This window comes from Xanthomonas translucens pv. cerealis, from assembly GCF_006838285.1.
Taxonomy (GTDB): Bacteria; Pseudomonadota; Gammaproteobacteria; order Xanthomonadales; family Xanthomonadaceae; genus Xanthomonas_A; species Xanthomonas_A cerealis.
Genome location: NZ_CP038228.1, coordinates 3,559,106 through 3,585,431, shown reverse-complemented (window position 1 = coordinate 3,585,431; position 26,326 = coordinate 3,559,106). Strand labels below are relative to the sequence as shown.

Below are 26,326 nucleotides of genomic sequence, written 5' to 3'. Positions count from 1 at the left end.
TCTCTTCGTGGAATGGGTTCGGCCAGTATCACGCCTGGCCATTAGGTGAAGTGATGAGAAAGTACATCATTCTGTGCACTGCCCCACTTTCCATCGCGCTTGCCGCGTGTGGAACACCAGATAAACCGGAAGCTGGCAGCGCTTCGGTGACACCACCGTCGCAGGTGGCCGTTTCCCCGGCCGACGCAAGCGAACAGCGTTCCGCCGCCAATCCAGCCGATCACGAACGTACCCAGGCGTCGGCGCAGCACCAGGATGCCAGCCAGTATCTTTGCCAGGGCGACGCCGATGCCTGCAAGGTCAGAGGGCCGCTGGTGGCCGATTCCGAGGCAGAAGCGCAGTGGCTGCTGGCGCATGGCTACCCGACGCAGGCCGAACTGGCGCGCCTGGAGCCAATGAGCCTGGTGCAGTTGAAAGCGCAGGCGCAAGCCGGCAACAAACCCGCAGCCGTGCTCTATGGCAAGAAGACCGCGATCGAGGGTGGGCGCTTCCAGGAAGGCCTGGGCATTCTTCGGCAGGCGGCAACGGCGGGGAACCTGTATGCGTACTACGGGCTGTCCGCCGTGTATGGCGCCGAGACGAAGAACAAGAACCTGATCGAGAGTGCAGCCTACCTGCGGCTGGCTTACTTGTTGGGTGACGCACAGGCGTCGGCCGGCACGGTGTTGCATGGCTTGAGTGCCGTTGAACGTGTCGCCGCGGATGAGCGCGCGGCTTTGCTCTACAGGACAGTCGCAACGTATCGCAGCGCGTCGCCCAGGCCGATTGAGTGAATATTTAATGATCCGCAGACGTTGGGGAGTGCCCTTGGGCTTTTCCGATGTCGATCCAACGTGGGCGAAGGCGGCCGGCGGCGCCATCGCCCACCATCGGTGAATCATCTCGGTTCTTTAGCTGGTTTTTTGCGTGGTCTCGACCATGAAGTGTCCGTCCATGCATGTCATCGCCGAAAACCCGATAAGTTTCTGAAAATTTATCTGTTTATTCAGGTTATTTGGTCGCGGCCTTCAAATTCATTTACATGGAATGAATTATTGCCCCGAACGCAGGCGCGTCATTTCGCTTCGGCACCGGGACATTCGCAGACCGATTGCACCCCCCTATGCCGGCAGCGTCAGCATTGTTGCGTCCCAGCATTTTTGGTTTCTGGTATGCGTATACAGCAAAAAAACAGTTCTGCCGGCCAGCTCGCTCCTGCGCTCGGGGAAGCGCCCGTCGCACCGAAAGACGTGCATGTCGCCGACGGGTGGCCGTTTGGGCTTGCGGCGCTGAAGAACAAGAAGAAACCGACGCTGGCCCGGCTGGACGTCGGCCACACGTCGCTGGATGCCGGCCACACGTCCCTGTGGCAATGCGGCGAGGACATCGTCGCCGATATCCAGGAGGCCGAGGCGGCCTACGACGCTTTCGTGGTCGCCAAATATCTTGCCGATCCCTTGCACGGCACAGCCGACAATACGGCCGAACTGATCAACGAGGTGCCCCCGTCAGGCGACTCTGAGTCTGCCCCGAAAGCCGAGCAGCCCGTTCCTCACGAACACGCGCACGTCGACCACGCGCCGGCACACGATCACGCTCGGCCGGCTGCCGATGCCGGGCTCCACCAGGAGCCGCATCCGATCGAAGAGCAGACGCACGAGGGCATCCTGCACACGTTGGCCGAACAGGGCGCACCGGATGGCACCTTCGAGCTGGCGCTGAATTTGAGCATCAGCGGTGCGATGCTGCCGCTGTCGGGCCTGGCGATCTACGCCGCCTACAAGGAAACGCGCGAGGTTTCCGAACAGCGCAGCGCGTTGCGACAGCGCAGCCAGCAGCTGCAATCGGAGCGGGCCTTGCTGCAACCTGCATTGGAGAGCGGCCCGCTTGCGGCTGCGGCAGGTACCGCGATCCATGCCCTGAACGATGCGATCGAAACGGTGGCTTATCACCAACAACGCAACAACCGCGATGGCCACATTGCGCTGACCTCCATGGCGTCGGCCAGCGTGATCTCCGCCAAGGCGACGGAAGGGCTCGCACTGCAGGGCGGGCTGGCGATCGGCGCCAAAAGCACCACGGCCACAGGCCTGATCGGTCACAGCGCCGCGGCGGCAGGCGCGGCCTCCGCTGCGAGTATTTCCAGCACCTTCGTGCTCGCCCCGTTGGCCAGCGTTGCGGCCGTGGGGCTGGGCGGCGCGTTCCTGCACCAGTCGCGCAAGGAGAAAACGCGCATCGTTGCGGATGTGGCGCGTGTCGAACGCTTTCTGCAACAACTGGAACCCAGCGAGCTCAGCCCTGACGCGCAACGCTACCAGCACTTCCTGAGCACCAAGCTGGAGCAGCGCAGCAGCTTTGCCGGCAGCTTCAACGCCTGGAACAAGGGGTTCGTTGCCGGCGGCGCCACCTACACCGCCAGTACGCTCGCCAAGACCGGACTCAGCGCTGCGGTGCTGCTCGGCGGCGCCACCGTGACCGGGCCGGTGGGTACCGGGTTGATCGTCGGTGCCGGCCTGCTGGGTGCGGCCACGATGGGCGTCGGCGGACATCAATTCCTGCTGGCGCATGGCAGGCAGAAACGCTATCGCAATTATGAGACATCGGACACGCCGGGTGCGGACCGGGCATTGCTGGCTGTGGCCGACCTGCTTCCTGCCGCCGAGGCAGCGGCGGCGGCCAGCCAAGATCCAGCCAGCCAAGATCCAGCCAGCCAAGATCCAGCCAGGCTGCGCAGTGCACTGCCCGCCAGCGAGCCCGATCGGGAAACGCCAGCGCAGACGGTCGTGGAGGGCAGCGCCGGCGAGCGACGCAAACACGACCGTACGCTGTCCGGTTCCATCGATGTAGCCATGGCAACCGCGCAACCGGCCGGGCCGGATCAGGTATCGGCTGCCGTGGCCGAGGCGTTGCCCGAGGCCGAGACCACGCCGGTGGTGCCGCAGCATGGATTCGAACTGCGCAGCGCGCTGCATGCCTGTGCCGACGGCCAGGAGAAAGCGCGGGAAACGTTGTTGCAGCGCTGTGCCGGCGATCGCAACAAGCAGTACCGTGCGGTGCCGCGTTCCACCGACGCGCACACCGCACTCGGTCAGCCGGCGCACAAGGCCTCGCTCACGCAACGGGCCAAGGCCGCGCTTTTTGCAGGTGCGACTTACGGGCGCGCCGTGTTGAGCGGCAAGCACCGCCAGGCAGGCGAGAAGGCCGCGCGCAGCTATGCCAAGCACGCCGACACGTTGACCGAAACCGCACTGGCGCAGTGGCTGCAAACCTCGGACTCGGTCAAGCCACAGATCGACTACATGCAATGTTGCCTGGAGTTACAGAAGAAGTACCTACAAACCAAGCTGAGCGCGCGGGTGACGCTCCCGCCGCTGGATGCCGGCACCGATCCGGTCGGTGACGCACAGCGCGAAAACACGCCCGAGCAGCAGGCGCAACTGCGCCTGGCGACCCAATTGCGTGAAGCGCAGGAGCGCGACGAAGTGCAACTGCGCACGGTGAGCCTGATGCTCGAAGAGCTGGGCATGGCAGAGACAGAGCAAGCGAGTCCGGACGCAAGACAGCGTGCGCGTGCGGAAAACAGGCTGCAAGGGCTGCAACAGCGCCTGGTCGGCGCGCTGACCGCGAACGAAATCACGCCGCAACCGGGTGCCGCGGGCTTTGCGCACTTCTGCATGAAGCAGGCCCGTCAGTACACGACCGATTTGCGTGGCACCTTGCTGTCCATCGAAATGCAGGCGGCCCGCATCCGCGAAGACGCAGCGGCCGGCGCAGGGGCGACGGCCGCGCCCGCTGCCTGAGCGGCTGATACGTGCATGCGCAGTGCCCTGTGCGATCGAGGGTGGGCATGGCTCGGGTCGGGGCGCGATGCCACGGCGGTGCAAGCGGACGGCGCCGCCGCGGTGCAAGGCGCGGTTCGGCATCCGCCTAGCCGCGCCGCGCGCGGCTTGCGCCACCACAGGGAGACGCCGGTGAAGGACGGCCTGGTGTTCATGCGTCCCGGGCGAACGGTCGATACCGCCGCGGCACCCGTGCCCCGGTCCATGCCGCGGCGGGCGGCGACTGCGCTGCCGACGGGATGCGAGCGCATGCCGCTGCGGGCACCGTGAGTGCGCCACTACGACTTCCGGCAGGGGAGCGCCGGCAGGGCCTGGCGTAGCATCGGCGGACGCCGCGCAAGGATCGCGTCCCGTCGCCCGCACCTGTCCGCTCCGGAACCCCCACGCCATGCCTTCCCCGCTCCTTGTCCCACGCTCGCTCGGCGCCGTCCTTCTGGCCATCCTCCTGCCGGCCGCCGCCGCCGCGCCGGCGCCGGCCGTCACCGCCGCCGACTATGCGCGGGCCGAGCGCGCGCTCGGGCACCTGACGCAACCGTTGCTGGACCATGCGGTGGAACGCGTGGACTGGCTCGACGCCACCCATTTCGCCTATGTCGATCACGACGCAAACGGCGACCACTTCATGCGGATGGACGCGGTCAGCGGCCAGCGTGCGCCGCTGTTCGACCAGGCCGCGCTGGCCGCGGCGCTCAACAGCTTGCTGGCGCTCAGCGAGCGGCCGCTGGCCGCGGCCGACCTGCCGATCAAGTCGCTGCGCCTGGCCGCCGATGGCCGCTACCGTTTCAGCGTGCGCGACATCCAGGTGTTCTGCGACGCCGACGCGCATTGCAGCCAGGTCTACGCCAAGGACAAGCCCGAGCCGGGCGTCTTGTCGCCGGACAAGAAGACCGAGGCGTTCGTCCGCGACTGGAACCTGTGGCTGCGCGACCTGGCCTCCGGCAAGGAAACCCAGCTCACCACCGATGGCGTGCAGGACTTCGGCTACGCCACCGACAACGCCGGCTGGAAGCACAGCGACACGGCGATCCTGGAGTGGTCGCCGGACGCGCGCAAGATCGCCACGTTCCAGCAGGACCAGCGCAAGAGCGGCGACATGTACCTGGTCAGGAGCAAACTGGGGCATCCGGAGTTGTTGCAGTGGAAGTACCCGATGCCCGGCGACAAGGAGGTGACCATGATCGAACGGGTGATCGTGGACGTACCCACGCGCAAGGTGGTGCGGCTGCAGATGCCGCCGGACCAGCACCGCTCGACCCTGTGCGACGACGTCAGCTGCGGCCCGGACGGCGGCTGGGACGATGTGAAGTGGGCGCCGGACAGCAAAACCCTTGCGTTCGTCTCCACCTCGCGCTACCACAAGGATGCCTGGTTCCGCATCGCCGACGCGGCCACCGGCGCGGTCCGCACCGCGTTCCGCGAAACCGCCAAGACCTACTACGAAAGCGGCCAGGTCGCGGCGAACTGGGCCTACCTGCCGGCGCGCAACGAAGCGGTGTGGTTTTCCGAACGCAGCAACTGGGGCCAGCTGTACCTGTACGACCTGGCCACCGGCAAGCCCAAGCGTGCCATCACCACCGGCGAGGGCAATGTCACCGAATTGCTGAAAGTCGATGCCCAGACCCGCAGCGCCTGGTTCCGCGCCGTCGGCCGCACCCGCGGGCTGGATCCGTACGACCAGCAGTTGTGGAAGGTGAGCCTGGACGGCGGCGCGCCGCAGCTGCTGACGCCGGAGCCGGCCGACCACAGCATCGCCCTGTCGCCGGATGGCCAGCGCTTCGTCGACAGCTACTCCACCACCACGCAGCCGCCGGTGACGCTGCTGCGCCAGGCCGGCGACGGCCGCACCCTCGCCACCGTGGCCAAGGCTGACAGCGGCCGCCTGCAGGCCGCCGGCTGGGTTCCGCCGGTGCCGATCACGGTAAAGGCGCGCGACGGCAAGACCGTGCTGTACGGGCTGATGTTCAAGCCATCGCAGTTCGACCCGGCCAGGAAGTACCCGATCATCGACTACATCTATCCCGGCCCGCAGACCGGCTCGGTGCGCGGGCGCAGTTTCCTGCCCAGCCATGGCGACAACCAGGCGCTGGCCGAACTGGGATTCATTGTCGTGGCCATCGACGGCATGGGCACGCCGTGGCGCTCCAAGGCCTTCCACGACACCTGGTACGCCGACATGGGCGACAACACCTTGCCCGACCAGGTGGCCGGGTTGAAAGAGCTGGGGCAGCGCTACCCGTGGATCGACCTGCAGCGCGTGGGCATCTGGGGCCACTCCGGCGGCGGCAACGCCTCCACCGACGCGATGCTGCGCTACCCGGACTTCTTCAGGGTGGCCTGGTCGGAAAGCGGCAACCACGACAACCGCAACTACGAGGACGACTGGGGCGAGAAGTATCAGGGCCGGCTCAGCGTGGACAAGGATGGCAAGGGCAGCTACGACAACCAGGCCAATCCGCTGCTCGCCGCCAATCTCAAGGGCCGGCTGATGCTGGTGCACGGCAGCCTGGACGACAACGTCCCGCCCTACGAGTCGCTGTTGATGGCCGACGCGCTGATCAAGGCCAACAAGACCTTCGACATGCTGGTGCTACCCAACGCCAAGCACGCCTATGGCGAGGCCGACACCCCCTATGTGACCCGCCGCCGCTGGGATTACTTCGTGCAATACCTGCTCGGCACGCCGCCGCCGGACAACTACCCGATGCAGCCGCTGCCCAAGCATTGACCCGCCAGCGCGGCGCGCGCAGGCCCTGCCGCACGGCGGCCTAGGCCGGTGTGCCGTCGCTGCGGGGTGCAGGCAGCGCCGCTGCCACGATCGCGTGCAGCCGCTGCGCCATGACCTTGCGGTCGGTGCCGTGATCGAGGGCGATCGGCGCGTGGAAGGTCAACCGCACCACGGCGCCGGACATGCCCAGAAAGCGCATGACATGGACGCCGGCCTGCATCGTGCCGTAGAACGCGTAAGCGTCGCGCTCGCCGCCCTGCGCCAGCGGTCGGCCATCGACGGACAGCACCTGCAACGTGAACGCTCGCAGCGTCCATGGCCGGGTGTGGGCGTCGCCGCCCAGGAACAGCGAGAACAGGTTCGACTTGAACGCAGCGACGCGCTCGCCGGAGGAGGTGATGCCTCCGGCGAACAGCACCACGTCATGGTCGGGGCGGATCTGCGCAGCGACGGTCGCTGCCACGTCGGCCGCGTCGATCTCGGCGGCGGCTGATGAACAGGGGCTGCGCCAGTGCGCCGAGGCGGCGCATCCCCCGCGCTCAACGCGGATGCCCATCAGCGTACGCAGGCCGGCGAACCACAGCCGCGGCAGCACGAAGGCGCCGCGGCCGCGGGTGCAGTGCATCAGCAACTATTGCAGCGGCAGCAACGGCACGCTGATCAGGGCCAAGGCGGCGAGCTTGGCGTTCACGCGCAGGGTGGCGAGAACAGTGCCCGCTGCGAGGCGGGACGAGGCGGCGTGGTTCATGGATGAGGAAGGGCGGCCGGGGCGGTCGTGCGCGCAGCGCAACGGGCGCCGGCGTGGGGACGCCGCCGGCGCCGCCGATGGTGGCCGACGCTGCCGCATCCGGCATCCGCGGGCAAGGCCGCGGCAGGATGCGCGCACGGGCAACGGTGCCCGGCGCCATCCGCGCATGCAGCGCATGCGGCGGCAGCGATAGATCAGGTATTGCCGGATGGGCAGCGGAGACGTTGCTCCGCATAGTCGCAGACGCGGCCTGTGTGCGGTGCGCATCGGCGGCAATCCTGCCATCCGACCTCAAGGAGTCATCCATGTATCCCTCGATCAGAGTCGCGCTGCTTGCCGTCCTCGCCCTGTCGGCTGCGCAGGCGCAGGCACAGAAAGCCCCGCCGGGCTGCGGCGCGCTGCCCACCTATGTGCGCGAGGCCATACGCGATGTGTCCGCTTGCATCACCATGCCCAATCCGATCGTGGCCTGCGGTGCCGGCGCCGTCGATGTGCAGGTCTTCGGCAACGACGAGCGGCGCCTGCCCCAGGCCAGCCGTGGCCAGACCTACTACGAGGGCAAGGCGCGGCGCGATCCTGGCGGCGCGGCCGGCACCTATCGGTTGGTGTACTTGGTCACCGACGGCGCTCGGAAGTCTGTCATCGACAAGCGTTACTACTCCGCCGATCACTACCTCAGCTTCTGCGCGATTCCCTGAGCGCTCGCGTGCAGCGTGTCCGCTATCGGCGGGCACGCTGCGCGTGTGGCGTCGTCGGTGGCCCGCAGGCAGCGCTTGCAGTGCACGGTGCACTCGTCGCGGCAGCGGCGGCGGCGCTCGGGTAAACTTTGCCGACTTGCCGACGCGCAAGCCGTGTTCTAGCGCCAGCCCCAGTCGTGAGAATCCGCACAGCGGTGGTCGATGCCGACCTCGGCGCCGCCACCACGCTGAGCGTGGGCTACGACTATCGGAAGAACCGGTCCAAGGGCGTGACCTGGGGCACCTACCCGGTGTTCTACGACGACGCCAGCTTCCTGGGGTGGCCGCGTGGCTTCAGCAGCGCCGCGGACTGGAGCTACTGGAACACCACCGCCACCGCCACCGCCTTCGCCGATCTCAAGCACCCATTCGGCAACGGCCGGATGCTGCGGGCGCTGGCCAGCCAGCGCGCCACCGACGGCGACATGGCGCTGTTCTACGTCTATGGCTTCCCGAACCGCGCCACCGGCGAAACGTTGGTTCCGTCCGCCTACCGCAGCCGCGACCGCGGCCGCCAGAACATGCGCGATGTGTACGCGTCCGGCCCGTTCCAGGCATGGGGCCGCGCGCACGAACTGGTGCTGGGCATGAGCGGCTCGCGCTACAGCAAGACATCACGGGTGAACGCCGCCGAGGCGCTGGCGCCGATCGGCGATGTCCTGCAATGGAATGGCGACTATCCGTCTCCGCAGTTCGCGGCCAACGCCGACAAGGTCACCGACATCCGTCGCAAGACCGTGCCCTGTGCCGGGCTGATCTACGCGATCACCCCGGTGTATTCGGCGTTCGTCGGCTATACCGAGATCTTCGACCCGCAGGACAACCGCCGCCGCGATGGCAGCTTCCTCGATCTGGTGCTCGGCAGCAGCCGCGAGATCGGCCTCAAGGGCCGCCATCTCGATGGTCGCCTCAACACCACGCTGGTGCTGTTCGACACCCGTCAGGACCACGTGGCCGAGGCCGATGTCGGCAAGACCCTGCCCGACGGCCTGACCCAGGCGTACGTGGCGGTGGACGGCACGCGTTCGCGCGGCGTCGAATTGGACGCGTCGGGCGAGCTGAGCGAAGACTGGAGCGCGTCGTTCGGCTGGTCGCATTTCGCACGGGAAGGCCCGGCGGCGCCGACCTGCGCACCGCGCTGCCGCACAGGCTGCTGCGCGTGTTCAGCACCTACCGGCTGCCCGGTGCCTGGAGCCGGCTCAGCGTGGGCGGCGGCGCCAACTGGCAGTCCGCCAGCCATGCCGCGGTGGATGGCCCCAATGGCCCGCAGCGCGTGGACCAGGCCTCGGAGACCCTGCTCGGCGCGATGGCGCGCTACGCGTTCAATGCGCAGGCGGCGCTGCGGGCGTGTTCGAGGTGGAGCCGCTCGCCTGCGTTGCCGAAGGCGCGGCGACAAGCGTTTAGCGCAGCATCTCGGTGAAGGCGCGGTCGGCCTCGATCACGTCCGGCAGCGCGGCGAACAGCGCGTCCAGGTCCACGTCGTCCAGCAGCGGGCCGCCGACCGCCTGCCGCGCTTCCGTGGTGGCGCCGCCATGGCGCTCCAGCGCATCGGCGACCAGCGCCGCCTGCGCCACCACGCGCGGCATCGGCTGGCCGTCCGGCGCCTGCAGCGGCCGTGCCTGGAAGGCGATCGCGGTCTGGATCACCTGCGGCAGCTGCCAGCGCCGCGCCAGTTCGGCGCCCACTTCCGGGTAGCCGAAGCCCAGCTGCACGGTCTCGTCGGCGGCGCGGCCGCTGGAGGACGCGCCCGGATGCAGCTGCGCCGCGTAGTCCGGCGCGCCGGTCTGGATCAGCAGCTCGCCGATGTTGTGCATCATTCCGCAGGTGAACGCGGTTTCCGGATCCAGGCCCTTCTGCTTGGCCAGCAGCCGGCAGATGCCGGCAACCTCGAAGCTGTGCAGCCAGAACGCGCGCAGGTCGAAATGCGCCGGCGCGTGGAACGCGTCGGTCATCGACGAGGCCAGCACCAGGGTGCGCAAGGTGTTGAAGCCCAGGCGCAGCGCCGCGTCCTCGACGCTGGTCGAATCGCGCGCGCCGCGGAACCGCGCCGAGTTGGCCAGACGCAGCACCTTGGCCGCGATCACCGGGTCGCGCTCGATGCTGCGCGCCACGCTGTCCAGGCTGGTGGTGGGATTGTCGAATTGCAGGATCAGCTCCTGCGTCACCTTGGGGATGGTGGGCAGGGTGTGCAGCTGGTCGAACAGCACCTCTAGTTTCATGGGGACCTCAATACGGAACGGGAGGGGTACGCCGTCGGCGCAGGAAGCGGCGGCGCCCGCCACGGGGGCGAACCCCGCGCATCGTAGACCGAATCGCGGCAAGCGGCGTGCACGCCTGGGTGCGCGGTTTGGCACAGATTGCCGGACGTCTGTGGCCCCGTGCCGGAGGTTGCGAGGCAACATTCGCTTGCGTATGCACGCAGGTGCAGCGATCTGCAGGCCGGTTGGCGAAGACACCGCAGCAACAGCGCGAACAGGCGAATGCGTGGCGGTGCAAGCAAGCGCGCGAGCAAGCCGAGCCGCCGCAGATCGCTGCGGCGTCCGCCGGCGCGGCGGCGGGCGATGGCCGCGCAAAGCGCCGCTTCGCCCGACAGGCACCGCCGAGCCGGAGCGGCCAGGCCGTGGCGGCCCACGTCTGGCGTATGTCATCCCGCCGTCACCGGACTGACCCAAACTTGCCGAACTGGGGAGCCGGTCCTGTTGACCGCGCGTCCTTTCTTCTTCGCCAAGGCGACAGGATCGAACCATGAAATACACAGTGCTGGCGCTGGCATGCATCCTGGCGGCACCGGTGGCGCTGGCGCAGTCGGGGTATGTGGAGATCGAGCGTCGCTTGAGTGCCGAGCAGTTGCGCGAGGTCGGGCTGACCCCGACCCAGCTGGCCACGCTCAATCGCCTGCTGCGCGACGCCGAGACGCGCGAGGCGTCGCAGGCCCCGGCGCGGCCCGCCGCGACGCCGGCGGTCGCGGGCGCCGCAGTGGCCGACCCCCAGGCCGAGCAGGGCATGCTGATCGGCCTGGACGACGGCCCGATCAGCGCCCGCGTGCAGGGCGAGGTCGCCGGCTGGGCGCCGGGTACCGTGTTCGTGCTGGACAACGGCCAGCAGTGGAAGGTGCTCAAGGGCAGCATGACCCTGCGCACCGCGCTGGCCTCGCCAGCGATCAAGGTCGTGCCCGGCATCGCCGGACGCTGGTTTCTGCAGGTGGACGAAGACCTGCCGAAGGCGCGGGTTTACCGGATCCGCTGAGCGCCTGCGGCTATCGCGCGTCATGTAGAAGCGGTTTCAACCGAGGCAGCGGCATGAGCGCGGGGCGTCTGCCGCCGCCGGGGCTGATGGCCCAAGGCCACCCAGAGCCCTTTACTGCAGTGCTTACGGCTGGCTCGCCCCCTGTGGGAGCGACGTCAGTGGCGACGCACGAAGCAGAGAACCTGATTGCTTCGGATCGCGTCGGGACAGCATCGCACTGCGATCGACTACGGCTCCTGTAGGAGCGGTTTCAACCGCGACGCAAGGCCCCGGCACGAGGACGGCTTCTGCTGCGGGGCGGATGGCCAGACGGCCACCCCGTGTCCCTCCTGCAGAAACACGCTGGCCCGCGTGCGCATCGCGCACGCCGCCTCACCCCGCCGCGCGCAGCCGCAGGGTCAGCCCTTTGAGGAAGTTGCGCAGCAACTGGTCGCCGCACAGGCGGAAGTTCTTGTGCTCGGGCTGGCGGAACAGCGCCGACAGCTCCGGCTTGGACACCGGGAAGCCGGCCTCGGCGAAGATCTGGTGCATGTCCACATCCTTCAGCTGGAACGCCACGCGCAGCTTCTTCAGCACCACGTTGTTGCTGACCCGGGTTTCCACCGGGCGCGCCGGCAGGCTGTCGTCGCGGCCGCGGTAGTGGAACACCAGCCCGTCCAGGAAATGCGCCAGGACCCGGTCGCTGCATTCGACGAAGCCGTCCTCGTCCTCCTTCTTCAGGTAGGCCGGCACCTCGCTCCTGTCGATCGGGAAGGCCGGATCGGCGAGGTGCACCGTGTCCACGATCATCTGGTCGCTGAGGTCGAGCATGTAGCGGATGGAGCGCAGTACGTCGTTGTTGATCATGGCCGGTCCGGTGCTGCCGGTGGCGTCCGGCGGGGTGCGTAGTCTAGGCCGTGTCGTCGATGGCCGGGTAGGCGCGTCGCGTGGCGCAACGCCGGCCGCGGCTGCGTCGATGCGATGTACGCGATCGCGATCGCGATCGCCGCGGCCGCCTGCGTTTGCATCGGCCTGCGCATGCGCCATCATCGGCGCATGGACAACACGACTCCCAAGCCGAGCGCGGTGCCTGCGCTCAATCCGCGCCAGGAACAGCTGGTGGCGCTGGTGCGACAGCAAGGCTATGCCGAGGTGGAAGGGCTGGCCACGCGTTTCGAGGTGACCCCGCAGACCATCCGCCGCGACCTCACGCTGCTGTGCGAGGCCGGCGTGCTGCGCCGCTACCACGGCGGGGTCAGCCTGCCGTCGAGCGTGGAGAACCTGGCCTACACCGCGCGCAAGGCGCTGCAGGCGCTGGAGAAGCGGCGCATCGCCACGCTGCTGGCGCAGCACATCCCCGACGACGCGTCGCTGTTCATCAATATCGGCACCACCAACGAGGACGTGGCGCGCGCTTTGATGGGGCATAGCGGGCTGCGGGTGATCACCAACAACCTCAACGTGGCGGTGATGATGAGCGCCAATCCGAGCTTCGAGGTGATGGTCGCCGGCGGCCGCGTGCGCGGCCGCGACCAGGGCGTCACCGGCGAGGCCACGATCGAACTGATCCGCCAGTTCAAGGTGGATTTCGGCGTGATCGGCATTTCCGGCATCGATCCGGATGGCACCTTGCTGGATTTCGATTTCCACGAGGTGCGGGTGGCGCAGGCGATCATCGAGCACTCGCGGCAGGTGTTCCTGGCCGCCGACCACAGCAAGCTGGGCCGCAACGCCATGGTCCGGCTCGGGCCGATCGCGCGGGTCCAGGCCTGGTTCACCGACCGCGCGCCGCCGCCGGAGCTGGCCGTGGTGCTGGACGAGGCCGGGACCCGCGTATTCGTTGCCGAAGGCGAGGCCGAGGCGGAAACGGTGGCCGGCGACCAGGCCGATCCGGACTGAGCCGCACCGTCCGCTGGCGTGCAGCGGAGGCCGGGTTACCGTGGGGAGCGACGGCGGACACGGCGATCCCGCATTGCGTGTGCGTTTATGTTCGTATCATTTCGTTATTGTGACGTTACATGCTGCCGGGAGTCGCTAGCGGCGGGAGGCCGGCTGCCGCAAATGGAGCGGTCGCCACACGCCCATGCCGCCCACAGCAAGGCTTTGCGCTGACGTTACGCTGCACTGCAGCGTGCTATGTTCGGAAATGTTCGTTTACGATCTTTTCGTCACTCGTCGTCGTCCCCGGCCTTCTCGCCGCGGACACGACGCTTCCGGAGTCAGGCAATGCGCGAGATCTACGATGTGCTGGTGGTCGGTGGCGGCATCAACGGGGTGGGCATCGCCCGCGACGCGGTGGGCCGTGGTCTGTCGGTGTGCCTGTGCGAGCGCGACGACCTCGCCTCGCATACCTCCAGCGCCAGCACCAAGCTGATCCATGGCGGGCTGCGCTACCTGGAGCAGTACGAGTTCGCGCTGGTCGGCAAGGCGCTGGCCGAGCGCGAAGTGCTGTTGCGCCTGGCCCCGCACATCATCTGGCCGCTGCGCTTCCTGCTGCCGCACCAGCCGCACCTGCGCCCGGCGTGGATGATCCGCACCGGCCTGTTTCTGTACGACCATCTCGGCCGCGGCCGCCGCACCCTGCCGGGGTCCAGGCGCATGGCGCTGCGCTCGGATCCGGTCGGTGCGCCGCTGCGCGAGGAATTCCGCACCGGCTTCGTTTATTCCGACGCCTGGGTGCAGGACGCGCGGCTGGTGGTGCTCAATGCGATGGACGCAGCGCAACGCGGCGCGCGGATCCTGACCCGCACCCGCTGCGTCGCCGCGCGCCGTGTCGGCGGCGTCTGGCAGGTGCAGCTGGAGCAGGCCGACGGCCGCCGCCAGGAGCTACAGGCGCGCGCGCTGGTCAATGCCGCCGGGCCGTGGGCGGTGCAGTTTCTGGACGACGTGGCCAAGGTCGGCCACGACCACGCGCTGCGCTTGGTCAAGGGTAGCCACATCGTGGTGCCGCGGTTGTTCGAGCACGACCATGCCTACATCTTCCAGCAGCCCGACCGGCGCATCGTGTTCGCGATCCCCTACGAGCACGACTTCACCTTGATCGGTACCACCGACGTGGACTACCGCGCCGATCCGTCCGCACCGAAGATCGATGCCGAGGAGACGCGCTACCTGTGCGAGGCGGCCAACCGCTACTTCCTCAAGCAAATCGCGCCCGACGACGTGGTGTGGAGCTACAGCGGCGTGCGCCCGCTGCTCGACGACGAAGAGGACAACGCCGCCGAGGTCACCCGCGACTACCTGCTGGAACTGGACGCGGACGCCGGCGCGGCATTGCTCAATGTGTTCGGCGGCAAGCTCACCACCTACCGCAAGCTGGCCGAGGAGGCGGTGGACCGGCTGGTCGCGCACGCCGGGCGCAAGGCGCCGGCGTGGACCGCGCGCGGCGCGCCGCTGCCCGGCGGCGAGCGCCGCGACATCCATGCGCTGGCGCAGGAACTGCGTGCGGCGCGGCCGTGGCTGGGCGAGGCGACCGCGACGCGGCTGGCGCGCAACTACGGCACCCGCGCGGTGCAGTTGCTGGGCGCTGCGGCCTCGCTGCAGCAACTGGGCGAACACTTCGGCGCCGACCTGTACCAGGCGGAAGTGGACTACCTGCGTGTGCACGAATGGGTGACCCAGGCCGACGACCTGCTGTGGCGCCGCAGCAAGCTCGGCCTGCGCATCGACGCCGCCGGCCGCCAGCGCCTGACCGACTATCTGCAGCAGGCGCCGGCCGCGCTGGCCGCCGCGCCCGCATGAGGCAAGCACCGCGGCCGGCGTGCCCCGTTGTGGGCGCCGGCCGCGCGTGCGCAATCGCCGCGCGCATCGGCAACCGCCGCCGCACGCGAACCTGGAAACGACCGTGGAGGGTGACAGGCATGTACAAGACGACGACCGGGATGACCGGCAAGACGACGACCATAACGCAGGAGCGGCGCGCATGAACCGGCAACTGCTTGGCGAACTGATTTCCGAGGCGGTGGCGATGGTGATCATCATCGCCTTCGGCTGTTCGGTGGCGTGCATGTACGTGCTGTACGACCCCAGTCCGTACCAGAACGCTTACTGGGGCGTGTGCATCGCCTGGGGCCTGGCGGTGACGATCGCCATCTACGCCACCGGCTCGGTCTCCGGCACCCATGCCAATCCGGCGGTGACCCTGGCGCTGGCGCTGTTTCGGGGGTTCGCCTGGAACAAGGTGCTGCCGTACTGGGTGGCGCAGGTGGTCGGCGGGTTCCTCGGTGCGGGCATCGTCTACCTGCTGTTCGCGCCGGTGATCGACCACTACAACCAGGCCCATCAGCTGACCCGCGAAGCGGGCGGCGCGGCCGGCGTGTTCTTCACCGCACCGGGCCTGGCGATTACCCCGATGCATGCGCTGCGCGACCAGGTGATCCTGACCGCGTTCCTGATCTTCGGCATCTTCGCCATCACCGAGCGCTACAACGAGGCCGCGCCCACCGCCAATTCCGGTGCGCTGATCATCGGCCTGCTGGTGGCGACCATCGGCGCCTCGATGGGCTACCTGGAAGCGTGGGCGATCAATCCGGCGCGCGATTTCGGGCCGCGCCTGTTCGCCTACGTCGCCGGCTGGGGCTCCTCGGCGCTGCCGTCGGCCAACAGCTACTGGTGGATCCCGATCATCGGCCCGCTGATCGGCGGCGTGATCGGTGGCGGCGCCTACCAGCTGCTGATCTATCCGTTCCTGCCGGCGCGGGTTAAAGCGCTCGAGGAAGCAGCGGCGTCGCGCCGGGCTTGAGCCGGCGCGCGGTATCCAGCGCCGGCGTCGCCGGCACGCCCCCAATCATTCCGGGCGCCGCCGCGGCGCGCGCCTCACGACCCCCGCAGGAGTCACCGATGGAAAAGAAATTCATCCTGGCCATCGACCAGGGCACCACCAGTTCGCGCGCGATCCTGTTCGACCGCAAGGGCCACATCGCCGGCATGGCGCAGCGCGAGTTCGGGCAGATCTTCCCGCAGCCGGGCTGGGTGGAGCACAACCCGCGCGAGATCATGACCAGCGTCTACACCACGATCACCGAACTACTGAACAACCAGCAGGTGGACGCAAGCGCGATCGCCGGCATCGGCATCACCAACCAGCGCGAGACCGCGGTGGTGTGGGACCGCGCCACCGGGCAGCCGATCTACAACGCCATCGTCTGGCAGTCGCGGCAGACCAAGGATATCTGCGAACAGCTCAAGGCTGCCGGCCACGAGGACATGGTGCGGGCCAAGACCGGGCTGCTGATCGATGCGTATTTTTCCGGCACCAAGGTCAAGTGGATCCTCGACCATGTGGAGGGCGCGCGTGAGCGCGCGCAGCGCGGCGAACTGGCGTTCGGCACCATCGACAGCTGGTTGATCTGGAACCTCACCGCCGGCAAGGTCCACGTCACCGACTACACCAACGCCTCGCGCACGCTGCTGTACAACATCCACGCACTGCGCTGGGACGAGGAATTGCTGCAGATGCTCGACATCCCGGCCTCGATGCTGCCCGAGGTGCGGTCCTCCAGCGAGATCTACGGCACCACCCAGGGCCAGTATTTCTACGGCCACGAAGTGCCGATCGCCGGCATCGCCGGCGACCAGCAGGCGGCGCTGTTCGGCCAGGCCTGTTTCGAGCCGGGCATGGCCAAGAACACCTACGGCACCGGCTGTTTCATGCTGATGAATACCGGCGAGAAGGCGGTGGAATCCAAGAACGGCCTGCTCACCACCATCGCCTGGGGCGTGGACGGCAAGGTGGAGTACGCGCTGGAAGGGGCGATCTTCGTCGCCGGTTCGGTGGTGCAGTGGCTGCGCGACGGCCTGCGCATGTTCGGCAAGGCCAGCGACTCGCAGTCCTACGCCGAACGCGCCGGCGATAACGACGGCGTGTATTTCGTGCCGGCTTTCGTCGGCCTGGGCGCGCCCTACTGGCGCAGCGACATCCGCGGCGCGGTGTTCGGCCTGACCCGCGGCACCACCAAGGAACATTTCATCCGCGCCGCGATCGAATCGATGGCCTACCAGACCCGCGACGTGCTGACCGCGATGCAGGTCGATTCGGGCATCGAGCTGAAGGAACTGCGCGCCGACGGCGGCGCGATCAGCAACGACTTCATGGCCCAGTTCCAGAGCGACATCCTCGACGTGCCGGTGCTGCGTCCGGAGGTGGCGGAAACCACCGCGCTTGGCGCTGCCTATCTGGCCGGCCTGGCGACGGGCTTCTGGAAGGATCGCGCCGAGATCGCGCAGCAGTGGGCGGTGGACCGCCGCTTCGAGCCCAGCATGCCGGCCGAACGCCGCGAGGAACTGTATGCCGGCTGGCGACAGGCGGTGGAGGCGACGATGGGCTTCCGCATTCGTTAGCAGCTGCCAGCGCGTCCTGTGCTTGCTGTAGGAGCAACTGTCTTCAGCCGCGACGAACGCAGTGGTGAATGTACCCAACCGGCGTGCAGTCGGGACTGACGTCCCTCCCACAAGCGGCCTCGCAACTTCAAGGCGCCGGTGAAGCCCGTGTGGGAGCGACTTCAGTCGCGACGAGCGCAGCGGCGAGCCTTGCGGCTTCGGACGTTGTCGCGGCTGAAGCCCTTGCTATAGGGGTTTTCGCGGCCGAACGCTACGCGTACTGCGTCGGCCCACGCGGCCCTGGCACCGGGGCATCGACGTCGCCGATCGGGTCGCTGATCGGCGGGATGGTCGGATCGATCGGCTGGTTCGGGATCGGATCCACCGGCCGGTCCGGTGTCGGGTCCACGCCGGGATTGGGGACCTGTCCCGGCACCTCGTTCGGTGGTTGCTGCGGATCCTGGCCGGGGTTGGGATTCTGCATCTGCATATGCACCTCATGATTCGGAAACCAGGCTGCACCGTGCGCGCCGCGCCGAACGCAGCGCGTGAAGCCGGAGGCAACGGCGGATGAAGGCGCGCAAGCGGCAAAGCGTGATTCCTCCACCCGCATCGTCACCCGGCCGCAAAAACCGCGCGCTGGGTGTTGACTCTGGCAAGCGTTGGACAGCGTTGCGCAACGGGATGGTCGCGCCAGCGCTGGTGGCGCGGCCGCTGCTGCGGCATGCTGCCGCCACATGCGCCGCTACGACCTGGTCATCTTCGATTTCGAAGGCACCCTGGCCGATTCCTTCGCCTGGTTCCTGGACACCATCAACGACGTCGCCGACGCGTTCGGCTTCCGCCGCTTCGAACCGGAGCGGCTGCAGGAAATCCGCAGCCTGAGCGCGCGCGAGCTGATGGCGCGCAGCGGCATCCGCTGGTGGCGAGTGCCGGCGGTGGCGCGACGCATGCGCGCGTTGATGGCCGCACAGATCGAGCGCATCGCCCTGTTCGACGGGGTGGCCGAATTGCTGGACGCGCTCGCGCGGGCCGGCGTGCAGCTGGCGCTGGTGACCTCCAACAGCCGCGACAACGTCGAGCGCGTGCTCGGCGCCGAACTGACCGCGCGCTTCCGCCATATCGGTTGCGGTGCCGCAGTGCTGGGCAAGCGCCGCAAGCTGCGCGCCGCGCTCAAGGCGTGCCGCGCATCGGCCGCGCGCGCGCTGTGCGTGGGCGACGAGATCCGCGACGCCCACGCCGCACGCCAGGCCGGCATCGCCTTCGTCGGCGTCGCTTGGGGCTACACCCTGCCGGCCGCGCTGCAGCCGCACACCGCTGCCGCTGCTGGAACACCCGGCCGACCTGTGGGACCGGCTGGGCCTGCCAAGCCCGGCCTGAGCGCGGCCCGGGGCGCATCGGTGACCGCTGCGTCCACCCGATTCCCCGCTCCCGGTCCGCTCGCACTCCCGCCGCGCCAGCGAGCTGCGCTCCCAACCATTCCCGATTGCCCATTGCCCAATGCTGCACCGCAACGTGCTGTTCACTTGTGATTGATATATTCATATGCGAACAGCTGGCAGGCAGCGTCCGCAATAGTGGCGCCGCGAGCCGGCACCATCCGATTAGCCCATGTGGGCGGAGGCGTGCCATGCGCAACCCCAGCAGCAACCGGTCCCGGAGCGCGCGCGGGGCGTGCGCAGTTGCCACTGGCGCGCACGCCGGCAGGTGCCGTTGAACGCCGTCGGCGCCGCCGCCGAACCCGGCGCGATCGCGCAGCGCCTACTCGGCTGCAGCGGCGTGCGCATCGCCACGCTGGGCTTCGGCGCCGCACCGATCGGCAACCTGTACGCGGAAGTGGACGATGCGGTGGCATTGGCCGCGGTCGCCGACGCCCATGCCGCCGGCATCCGCCATTTCGACACCGCGCCGTATTACGGCTACGGGCTGAGCGAACGCCGGCTCGGGCAGGGCCTGCGCGGGTTGCCGCGTGCGAGCTACACGCTGTCGACCAAGGTTGGGCGCCGCGTCTATGACCAGGCCGGTGCTGCGCCGGGACGCGACGGCTTCGCCGTGGCCGGGCGTGGCGCCGCGTTCGACTACAGCCGCGACGGCGTGCTGCGCGAATTCGAAGCCAGCCTGCAGCGGCTCGGCACCGACCACGTGGACGTCCTGCTGCTGCACGACATCGGCCGCCTCACCCACGGCGAACGGCACCCGGCGATGCTGCGCCAGGCGCTGGACGAGGCCTTGCCGGCAATGGCCGAACTCAAGGCCAGCGGCGCCTGCCGCGCGATCGGCATCGGCGTCAACGAAGAAGACATCGCGCTGGAACTGATGCCGCTGTTCCCGCTGGACTGCGTGATGCTGGCCGGCCGCTACACCTTGCTCGAACAGCACGCGGCGCAGCGGATCATGGCGCAGGCGCTGCAGCACCAGGTCGGCATCCTGGTTGCCGGCCCGTACAGCTCGGGCCTGCTCAGTGACGCGCGCGGCCCCGGCGACACCTACAACTACGCGCCGGTGGACCCGGCCACGCTGGCGCACGCGCAGCGCCTGTTCGCCGCCTGCGCGGCGCAGGGCGTGGACGTGGGCGCGGCGGCGCTGCAGTTCCCGCTCGCGCACCCGGCGGTCGCCGCGGTGGTCGCCGGCATGCGCACCCCTGCGGAGGTGGCCAGCGCCGCCGCGCGTATGCACGCGCCGATCCCGCCGCTGCTGTGGCAACAGTTGCGCGACCAGGACTTGCTGCAGGCGCAGGTGCCGACGCCGTGAACGTGGTCGATGCGCACGTACACTTCTGGCAGCTGGCGCGCGGCGACTACCACTGGCTGAAGCCCGAACTCACGGTGCTGTATCGCGACTTCGTGCCCGAAGACCTGGTTGCCACGCTCGATGCGCACGGCGTGGCCGCGATCGTCGCCATGCAGGCGGCGCAGACCGAAGCGGAGAGCCGCTACCTGCTGCAGCTGGCGCGCGCGCAGCCGCGCATCGCCGGGGTGATCGGCTGGATCGATTTCGAGGCCGGCGACGCCGCCGCGCGCATCGCCGCGCTGTGCGCCGAGGGCGATGGCCTGCTCAAGGGCCTGCGGCCGATGGTGCAGGACCTGGCCGATCCGCAGTGGCTGGCGCGGCCGCAGCTGGACCCGGCGTTCGACGCGCTGCTGCGTCACGATCTGGCGTTCGACGCGCTGGTCAAGCCGCTGCACCTGCCGGCGCTGCAGGCGCGCCTACAGCGCCATCCGCATCTGCGCGTGGTGCTCGACCATGCCGCCAAGCCGGCGATCGGCGGCGACGGTTTCGCCGCCTGGGCCGACGGCCTGGCGCAGTTGGCACGGCACCCGAACGTGCTGTGCAAGCTGTCTGGCCTGCTCACCGAACTGCCCGCCGACGCCGACCTCGCCGCGATCGAGCCGTACGTGGCGCAGGTGTTCGCCTGCTTCGGTGCGCAGCGGGTGATGTGGGGCAGCGACTGGCCGGTGCTGACCCAGCGCGCCGGCTACGGCGACTGGCTGGCGCAGGCGCAGGCGCTGGTCGCGCGGCATGCCGCCGACGCCGGCGCCGATGTATTCGCCGCTACTGCATGTCGTTTCTACCGTTTGCCCGAGCCGATTCTTTCCCCCTGAGCGAGAGTGCCCCACCATGACCATGTCCGCGTTTCACCCACGGAGCCGCGCATGAGCGGCCGGCTGCAAGGCAAGCGTTGCCTGATCACCGCCGCCGGCGCCGGCATCGGCCGCGAAAGCGCGCTGGCCTGCGCGCGCGAAGGCGCGCAGGTGCTGGCCACCGACATCGATGCCGCCGCACTGCAGGCGCTGGCCGCCGACTCCGCTGCGATCGTCACCCAGACCCTGGACGTCACCGACGCCAGCGCGATCCAGGCGCTGGTCGCGGCGAACGCGCCGTTCGACGTGCTGTTCAACTGCGCCGGCTACGTGCACCAGGGCAGCATCCTGGATTGCGACGAGCCGGCATGGCGGCGTTCGTTCGCGATCAACGTCGATGCGATGTACTACCTGTGCCAGGCGGTGTTGCCGGGCATGCTGGAACAGGGCCGCGGCAGCATCGTCAACATGTCCTCGGTGGCCTCCAGCATCAAGGGTGTGCCGAACCGCTTCGCCTATGGCGTGACCAAGGCCGCGGTGATCGGGCTGAGCAAGGCCATCGCCGCCGACTACGTGGCCAAGGGCATCCGCTGCAACGCGATCTGCCCGGGCACGATCAAGACGCCGTCGCTGGGCCAGCGGGTCAAGGCGCTGGGTGGCGACGAGCAGGCGGTGTGGAAGAGCTTCACCGACCGCCAGCCGATGGGCCGCCTCGGCGACCCGCGCGAGATCGCGCAGCTGGTGGTGTACCTGGCCTCGGACGATGCTTCGTTCACCACCGGGCAGACCCACATCATCGACGGCGGCTGGTCGAACTGACCGCGCCTGCCTTCCGCTTCCAAGAGGACATCCCATGAAACTGCTGCGCTATGGCGAACCCGGCCACGAACGTCCTGCCCTGCTCGACGCCGATGGTCACCTGCGCGACCTGTCCGCGGTCATCGACGACCTCGCCGGCGCACACCTCACCGCCGCCGGCCTGGACACGCTGCGCGCGCTCGATCCGGCCACGCTGCCCAAGGTGGAAGGCGAGGTGCGCTACGGACCGGCCGTGGGCCGCGTCGGCAAGTTCATCTGCGTCGGCCTGAACTACGCCGACCACGCCGCCGAGTCGGGCATGGCGGTGCCGGAGATGCCGGTGCTGTTCATGAAGGCCACCACCGCGATCAGCGGCCCCAACGACACCGTGACGATTCCGCGCGGCTCGAAGAAGAGCGACTGGGAAGTGGAACTGGGCGTGGTGATCGGCGATGTCGCCCGCGACGTGGCGCTGGAGGACGCGCTCAAGCACGTCGCCGGCTATGCGGTGATCAACGACCTGTCCGAACGCGAGTTCCAGCTCGAGCACGGCGGGCAGTGGGTCAAGGGCAAGAGCTGCGACGGCTTCGGCCCGCTCGGCCCGTGGCTGGTCACCGCCGACGAAGTGGCCGACCCGCAGAACCTGTCGATGTGGCTGGAGGTCAACGGCCATCGTTACCAGAACGGCAACACGCGCACGATGGTGTTCGGCGTGGCCGAGCTGGTCAGCCACATCAGCCGCTACATGACGCTGATGCCGGGCGATGTGATCAGCACCGGCACGCCGCCGGGCGTGGGCCTGGGGCAGAAGCCGCCGATCTACCTGAAGCCGGGCGACGTGATGGCGCTGGGCATCGAAGGCCTGGGCGAGCAGCGTCAGGCCGTGATCGCCCACCCACGCGACGCGCAGTAACGCTCTAAAGCCCCTCTCCCCTCGGGAGAGGGGTTGGGGTGAGGGTACGGGGCGAAGCCACCTCGCGATGCATGCGCAGCAGTCTTCTTCAGCGCCTTGCTTCGCATATCCCGCGTGTGCAACACGGCTGCTTGCTTTTGCTTCGTTCGTGTTCTGCAGGGGCGGCGACAGTCATGCACTCCCGCACCCTGACCCCAACCCCTCTCCCGGAGGGAAAGGGGCTCTTCACTGCAGTTTCTTCTTTTTCTTCTGCCTCACCACCAGGATCCCCATGAGCAAAATCGTTGCCCTCGAGACCTTCGACGTGCGTTTCCCCACCTCGCGCGAACTGGACGGTTCCGATGCGATGAATCTGGATCCGGACTATTCGGCCGCCTACCTGCGGCTGCGCACCGATACCGACGACGGCCTGGCCGGCTACGGCCTGGTGTTCACCATCGGCCGCGGCAACGACGTGCAGAGCGCGGCGATCGCGGCGCTGTCGCACCATGTGGTCGGGCGCGACGTGGACGCGGTGATCGGCGACCTGGGCGGCTTCGCGCGCAGCCTTACCGACGATTCGCAGCTGCGTTGGCTGGGCCCGGAGAAGGGGGTGATGCACATGGCCATCGGCGGCGTCATCAACGCTGCCTGGGACATGGCCGCGCGCCGCGCCGGCAAGCCGCTGTGGCGCTACATCGCCGAGTTGTCGCCGGAGCAACTGGTGAGCACCATCGACTTCCGCTACCTGAGCGACGCGCTGACCCCCGACGAAGCGCTGGCGCTGCTGCGCGCGGCCGAACCGCAGCGCGCAGCGCGGATGCAGACGCTGTTCGAACAGGGCTATCCGGCCTACACCACCTCGCCCGGCTGGCTCGGCTACTCCGACGAGAAGTTGGTGCGCCTGGCCAGGGAAGCGGTGGCCGACGGCTTCCGCACGATCAAGCTCAAGGTCGGCGCCAACGTGCAGGACGACATCCGCCGTTGCCGCCTGGCGCGCGAAGCGATCGGCCCGGACATCGCGATGGCGGTGGACGCCAATCAGCGCTGGGACGTGGGTCCGGCGATCGCCTGGATGCGCCAGCTGGCCGAGTTCGACATCGCCTGGATCGAGGAGCCGACCAGCCCCGACGACGTGCTCGGCCACGCCGCGATCCGCCAGGGCATCGCCCCGGTGCCGGTGTCCACCGGCGAGCACACGCAGAACCGCGTGGTGTTCAAGCAGCTGCTGCAGGCCGGCGCGGTGGACCTGATCCAGATCGACGCCGCGCGTGTGGGCGGGGTCAACGAGAACCTGGCGATCCTGCTGCTGGCGGCCAAGTTCGGCGTGCGCGTGTTCCCGCATGCTGGCGGCGTCGGCCTGTGCGAGCTGGTGCAGCATCTGGCGATGGCCGATTTCGTCGCCATCACCGGCAAGATGGAAGACCGTGCGATCGAATTCGTCGATCACCTGCACCAGCACTTCGTCGATCCGGTAAGGATTGCACACGGCCGCTACCTGGCACCGACGCTGCCGGGCTTCTCGGCCGAGATGCACGCGCACTCGGTCAGCCAGTACCTGTATCCGGACGGCCCGTTCTGGAGCGCGGACCTGGCCGCGCAGCAGGCATGACGCGACAAGTGCGCGCGGCCCAGTGCCGCGCGCGCACCCCTGTAGAAGCGACTTCAGCCGCGACGTGCTCTACCGATGCACTCTGTCGCGGCTGAAGTTGCTCCTCCAAGGCGGTTTCGGTCTTGCCTCAGTCGCGCTCCTGCATCCGCGCCTGCTCCGCCAACGCCGCCTGCAACGAAAAGATCTGCAGCGCCTCGCGCCATTTCTCTCCCGGCGCCGAACCCGGCAGCGGTTTCTGGAAGCGCCACATCAGCGCCTCCCAGGCCTGCACGCGCGGGTCGGCTGCATCCGCGGCGGCCTTGGCCGCGGGCGAATAGTCGTCGTCCACCTCCATCAGCATCACCAGGCGGTCGCCGCAGCGATGGATGTCCAGTTCGCGGATGCCGGCGGCGCGCAGCGAGGCGACGATCTCCGGCCACACCGTGTCGGGGCGATGCCAGCGTTCGTACTCGGCGATCAGTGCCGGGTCGTCGTGCAGGTCGAGCAGATAGCAATGGCGCGGCATCTCAGGCTCCCGCAACGGTGGCGCGCGTCGCGGTCGCGCGGTCGCGCGCATAGCACGCAAACACCAGGATCACCGCGAAGCACAGCGCCGGCACCGTCATCGCCCAGTGGATGCCGGCACGGTCGGACAGTGCGCCCATCAGCGCGGTCAACGCCGCGCCGCCGATGATCGCCATCACGATCAGCGAGGAGCCGAGCTTGCGCGCGTCGTCGTCCAGCCCGTCCAGGCCCAGCGCGAAGATGGTCGGGAACATCACCGACATGAACACGCTGCTGGCCACCAGCGCGTACAGCCCGGTCCAGCCCGGCAACGCGATCGCCACGCCGCACAGCAGCAGGTTGAGCAGCGCGAACGCGCCCAGCAACACCGCTGGCGACACGAAGCGCAACAAGGCGGTGCCGATGAAGCGGCCGGCCATGAACAGCACCAGCGAGACGGTCAGGAAGCTGGCCGCGGTCTTTTCCGGGGTGCCCGGCACCGCGTCCTGCAGGTAGCGGATCAGGAAGCTCCAGATGCCGACCTGGGCGCCCACGTAGAAGAACTGCGCGACCACCGCGAACACGAAGCGGCGGTTGCGCAGCAACGGGCCAAAATAGGCCTTGCCGGCGCTGGCCACGGCGCCGCTGTCGCGGGTGACCGGGAAGCGGGTCAGCCCGATCAGCAGCGCCCACAGCACCACCACCGCGCCGATGATCAGATACGGGGTCTGCACCGCCGCCGATTCGGCGGCGAAGAAGCCGGCGCGCGCGGCCTGCGCCATCGCCGCCAGTTGCTGCGGCGTGTGCTCCACGCCGGACAGGATGAAGTGCTGGCCGATCAGCACGCCGGTGATCGAGCCCAGCGGATTGAACGCCTGCGCCAGATTCAGCCGCCGCGCCGCGCCTTCGGCCGGGCCGAGCACGGTGACCAGCGGATTGGCGGTGGTTTCCAGGAACGCCAGGCCGCTGGCGATCACGAACAGCGCCAGCAGGAACAAGCCGTAGGTGTGCTCCTGCGCGGCCGGGTAGAACAGGAACGCGCCGGTGGCGTACAGCAGCAGGCCGAGCACCACCGCCGCCTTGTAGCTGAAGCGGCGCATGAACATCGCCGCCGGGATCGCGAACACGAAGTAGCCCAGGTAGAACGCGCTCTGCACCAATCCGGCCTGCAGATCGGACAGCTCGAAGGCTTTCTTGAACTGCTTGATCAGGATGTCGTTGAGGTTGTTCGCCATGCCCCACAGAAAGAACAGGCTGACGATCAGGACCAGGGGCACGATGGCGGTACGCGCCAGGCTGCCGGGCGCCGCTGTTGCGGTGTCGCTGCTGTAGTGCATGCCGCCTACCCCTCCCAGGATGTGCCGCGTCGCGTTGATTGTGGCCGGAGCG

The 26,326-nt window shown here is 68.6% G+C and carries 22 protein-coding genes and 1 pseudogene; 17 read left to right on the top strand and 6 right to left on the bottom strand.

Annotated elements, in window-relative coordinates; translation table 11 throughout:
* Positions 1-53 precede the first annotated feature (53 nt).
* The 3 genes from E4A48_RS15935 (at position 54) to E4A48_RS15925 (ending at position 6,543) form a co-directional block, all read left to right on the top strand.
* Complete coding sequence (locus tag E4A48_RS15935; RefSeq protein WP_039008297.1) at positions 54-773, top strand: hypothetical protein; 720 nt, start codon at positions 54-56, stop codon at positions 771-773.
* A 378-nt stretch (positions 774-1,151) separates the two neighbouring features.
* A complete protein-coding gene (gene xopK / locus E4A48_RS15930; RefSeq protein ID WP_142742766.1) occupies positions 1,152-3,779 on the top strand; it encodes a type III secretion system effector XopK in 2,628 nt (875 codons plus the stop codon).
* A 427-nt stretch (positions 3,780-4,206) separates the two neighbouring features.
* Positions 4,207-6,543, top strand: coding sequence for a S9 family peptidase (locus tag E4A48_RS15925; RefSeq protein ID WP_142742765.1), 2,337 nt, complete (start codon positions 4,207-4,209; stop codon positions 6,541-6,543).
* 40 nt (positions 6,544-6,583) lie between these two features.
* Here E4A48_RS15925 and E4A48_RS15920 read toward each other — a convergent pair whose 3' ends face one another.
* The gene (locus E4A48_RS15920; protein WP_260607973.1) at positions 6,584-7,138 is read right to left on the bottom strand and encodes a 1-acyl-sn-glycerol-3-phosphate acyltransferase; all 555 of its coding nucleotides are present in this window, start codon (positions 7,136-7,138) and stop codon (positions 6,584-6,586) included.
* Positions 7,139-7,596: 458 nt separating this feature from the next.
* Here E4A48_RS15920 and E4A48_RS15915 point away from each other — a divergent pair, with 458 nt between their 5' ends.
* The 3 genes and pseudogenes from E4A48_RS15915 (at position 7,597) to E4A48_RS20640 (ending at position 9,448) form a co-directional block, all read left to right on the top strand.
* Positions 7,597-7,989 carry a ribonuclease domain-containing protein gene (locus tag E4A48_RS15915; RefSeq protein WP_142742764.1) on the top strand — a complete coding sequence of 131 codons (393 nt, stop codon included), beginning with the start codon at positions 7,597-7,599 and terminating at the stop codon, positions 7,987-7,989.
* 176 nt (positions 7,990-8,165) lie between these two features.
* A pseudogene (locus E4A48_RS21635) lies at positions 8,166-9,245 on the top strand (TonB-dependent siderophore receptor); the annotation flags it as partial.
* Positions 9,188-9,448, top strand: coding sequence for a hypothetical protein (locus tag E4A48_RS20640; RefSeq protein WP_185910667.1), 261 nt, complete (start codon positions 9,188-9,190; stop codon positions 9,446-9,448). The pseudogene E4A48_RS21635 and the gene E4A48_RS20640, both read left to right, overlap by 58 nt.
* On the opposite strand, the gene E4A48_RS15905 is transcribed toward E4A48_RS20640, so the two are convergent.
* Positions 9,429-10,247: an HDOD domain-containing protein gene (locus E4A48_RS15905; protein WP_142742763.1), complete on the bottom strand. Its 819-nt coding sequence runs from the start codon at positions 10,245-10,247 to the stop codon at positions 9,429-9,431. The two genes, E4A48_RS20640 and E4A48_RS15905, sit on opposite strands and share 20 nt — an antisense overlap.
* A 526-nt stretch (positions 10,248-10,773) precedes the next feature.
* Between E4A48_RS15905 and E4A48_RS15900 the strand changes: the two genes are divergently transcribed.
* Positions 10,774-11,274 (top strand): hypothetical protein, encoded by a 501-nt coding sequence (locus tag E4A48_RS15900; RefSeq protein WP_039008288.1) that lies wholly within the window; start codon positions 10,774-10,776, stop codon positions 11,272-11,274.
* A gap of 372 nt (positions 11,275-11,646) precedes the next feature.
* Here the strand turns inward: E4A48_RS15900 and E4A48_RS15895 are convergent, their stop codons facing one another.
* Positions 11,647-12,120: a YehS family protein gene (locus E4A48_RS15895; protein ID WP_009610059.1), complete on the bottom strand. Its 474-nt coding sequence runs from the start codon at positions 12,118-12,120 to the stop codon at positions 11,647-11,649.
* Positions 12,121-12,291: 171 nt separating this feature from the next.
* On the opposite strand from E4A48_RS15895, the gene E4A48_RS15890 reads away from it, so the two are divergent.
* From E4A48_RS15890 to glpK, 4 genes are all read left to right on the top strand, one after another.
* A complete protein-coding gene (locus E4A48_RS15890; RefSeq protein ID WP_312845582.1) occupies positions 12,292-13,152 on the top strand; it encodes a DeoR family transcriptional regulator in 861 nt (286 codons plus the stop codon).
* 327 nt (positions 13,153-13,479) lie between these two features.
* The gene (glpD, locus tag E4A48_RS15885) at positions 13,480-14,994 is read left to right on the top strand and encodes a glycerol-3-phosphate dehydrogenase (RefSeq protein WP_142742762.1); all 1,515 of its coding nucleotides are present in this window, start codon (positions 13,480-13,482) and stop codon (positions 14,992-14,994) included.
* 181 nt (positions 14,995-15,175) lie between these two features.
* Positions 15,176-15,994, top strand: coding sequence for an MIP/aquaporin family protein (locus tag E4A48_RS15880; protein ID WP_039008282.1), 819 nt, complete (start codon positions 15,176-15,178; stop codon positions 15,992-15,994).
* 98 nt (positions 15,995-16,092) lie between these two features.
* The gene (gene glpK / locus E4A48_RS15875; RefSeq protein WP_039008281.1) at positions 16,093-17,592 is read left to right on the top strand and encodes a glycerol kinase GlpK; all 1,500 of its coding nucleotides are present in this window, start codon (positions 16,093-16,095) and stop codon (positions 17,590-17,592) included.
* A gap of 250 nt (positions 17,593-17,842) precedes the next feature.
* Here glpK and E4A48_RS15870 read toward each other — a convergent pair whose 3' ends face one another.
* On the bottom strand, positions 17,843-18,061 hold the full coding sequence (locus E4A48_RS15870; protein WP_039008278.1) for a hypothetical protein: 219 nt from the start codon (positions 18,059-18,061) through the stop codon (positions 17,843-17,845).
* Between the two features lie 247 nt (positions 18,062-18,308).
* On the opposite strand from E4A48_RS15870, the gene E4A48_RS15865 reads away from it, so the two are divergent.
* The 6 genes from E4A48_RS15865 (at position 18,309) to E4A48_RS15840 (ending at position 24,454) form a co-directional block, all read left to right on the top strand.
* Positions 18,309-19,103 carry an HAD-IA family hydrolase gene (locus tag E4A48_RS15865; RefSeq protein ID WP_260607971.1) on the top strand — a complete coding sequence of 265 codons (795 nt, stop codon included), beginning with the start codon at positions 18,309-18,311 and terminating at the stop codon, positions 19,101-19,103.
* A gap of 217 nt (positions 19,104-19,320) precedes the next feature.
* Positions 19,321-20,322 carry an aldo/keto reductase gene (locus tag E4A48_RS15860; protein ID WP_142743191.1) on the top strand — a complete coding sequence of 334 codons (1,002 nt, stop codon included), beginning with the start codon at positions 19,321-19,323 and terminating at the stop codon, positions 20,320-20,322.
* A complete protein-coding gene (locus E4A48_RS15855; protein WP_058196760.1) occupies positions 20,319-21,173 on the top strand; it encodes an amidohydrolase family protein in 855 nt (284 codons plus the stop codon). The genes E4A48_RS15860 and E4A48_RS15855 overlap by 4 nt, the downstream gene beginning before the upstream one ends.
* 51 nt (positions 21,174-21,224) lie before the next feature.
* A complete protein-coding gene (locus E4A48_RS15850; protein WP_039008273.1) occupies positions 21,225-21,971 on the top strand; it encodes an SDR family oxidoreductase in 747 nt (248 codons plus the stop codon).
* A gap of 34 nt (positions 21,972-22,005) precedes the next feature.
* Entirely contained in the window at positions 22,006-22,863 is an 858-nt protein-coding gene (locus E4A48_RS15845) for a fumarylacetoacetate hydrolase family protein (RefSeq protein WP_039008271.1), read from the top strand.
* Positions 22,864-23,134: 271 nt separating this feature from the next.
* Positions 23,135-24,454, top strand: a complete 1,320-nt coding sequence (locus E4A48_RS15840) for an L-fuconate dehydratase (protein ID WP_039008269.1) — start codon at positions 23,135-23,137, stop codon at positions 24,452-24,454.
* A gap of 127 nt (positions 24,455-24,581) precedes the next feature.
* Here E4A48_RS15840 and E4A48_RS15835 read toward each other — a convergent pair whose 3' ends face one another.
* A complete protein-coding gene (locus tag E4A48_RS15835) occupies positions 24,582-24,959 on the bottom strand; it encodes an L-rhamnose mutarotase (protein WP_058196761.1) in 378 nt (125 codons plus the stop codon).
* A gap of 1 nt (position 24,960) precedes the next feature.
* Positions 24,961-26,274, bottom strand: coding sequence for an L-fucose:H+ symporter permease (fucP, locus tag E4A48_RS15830; RefSeq protein ID WP_142742761.1), 1,314 nt, complete (start codon positions 26,272-26,274; stop codon positions 24,961-24,963).
* Between the last annotated feature and the right edge of the window lie 52 nt (positions 26,275-26,326).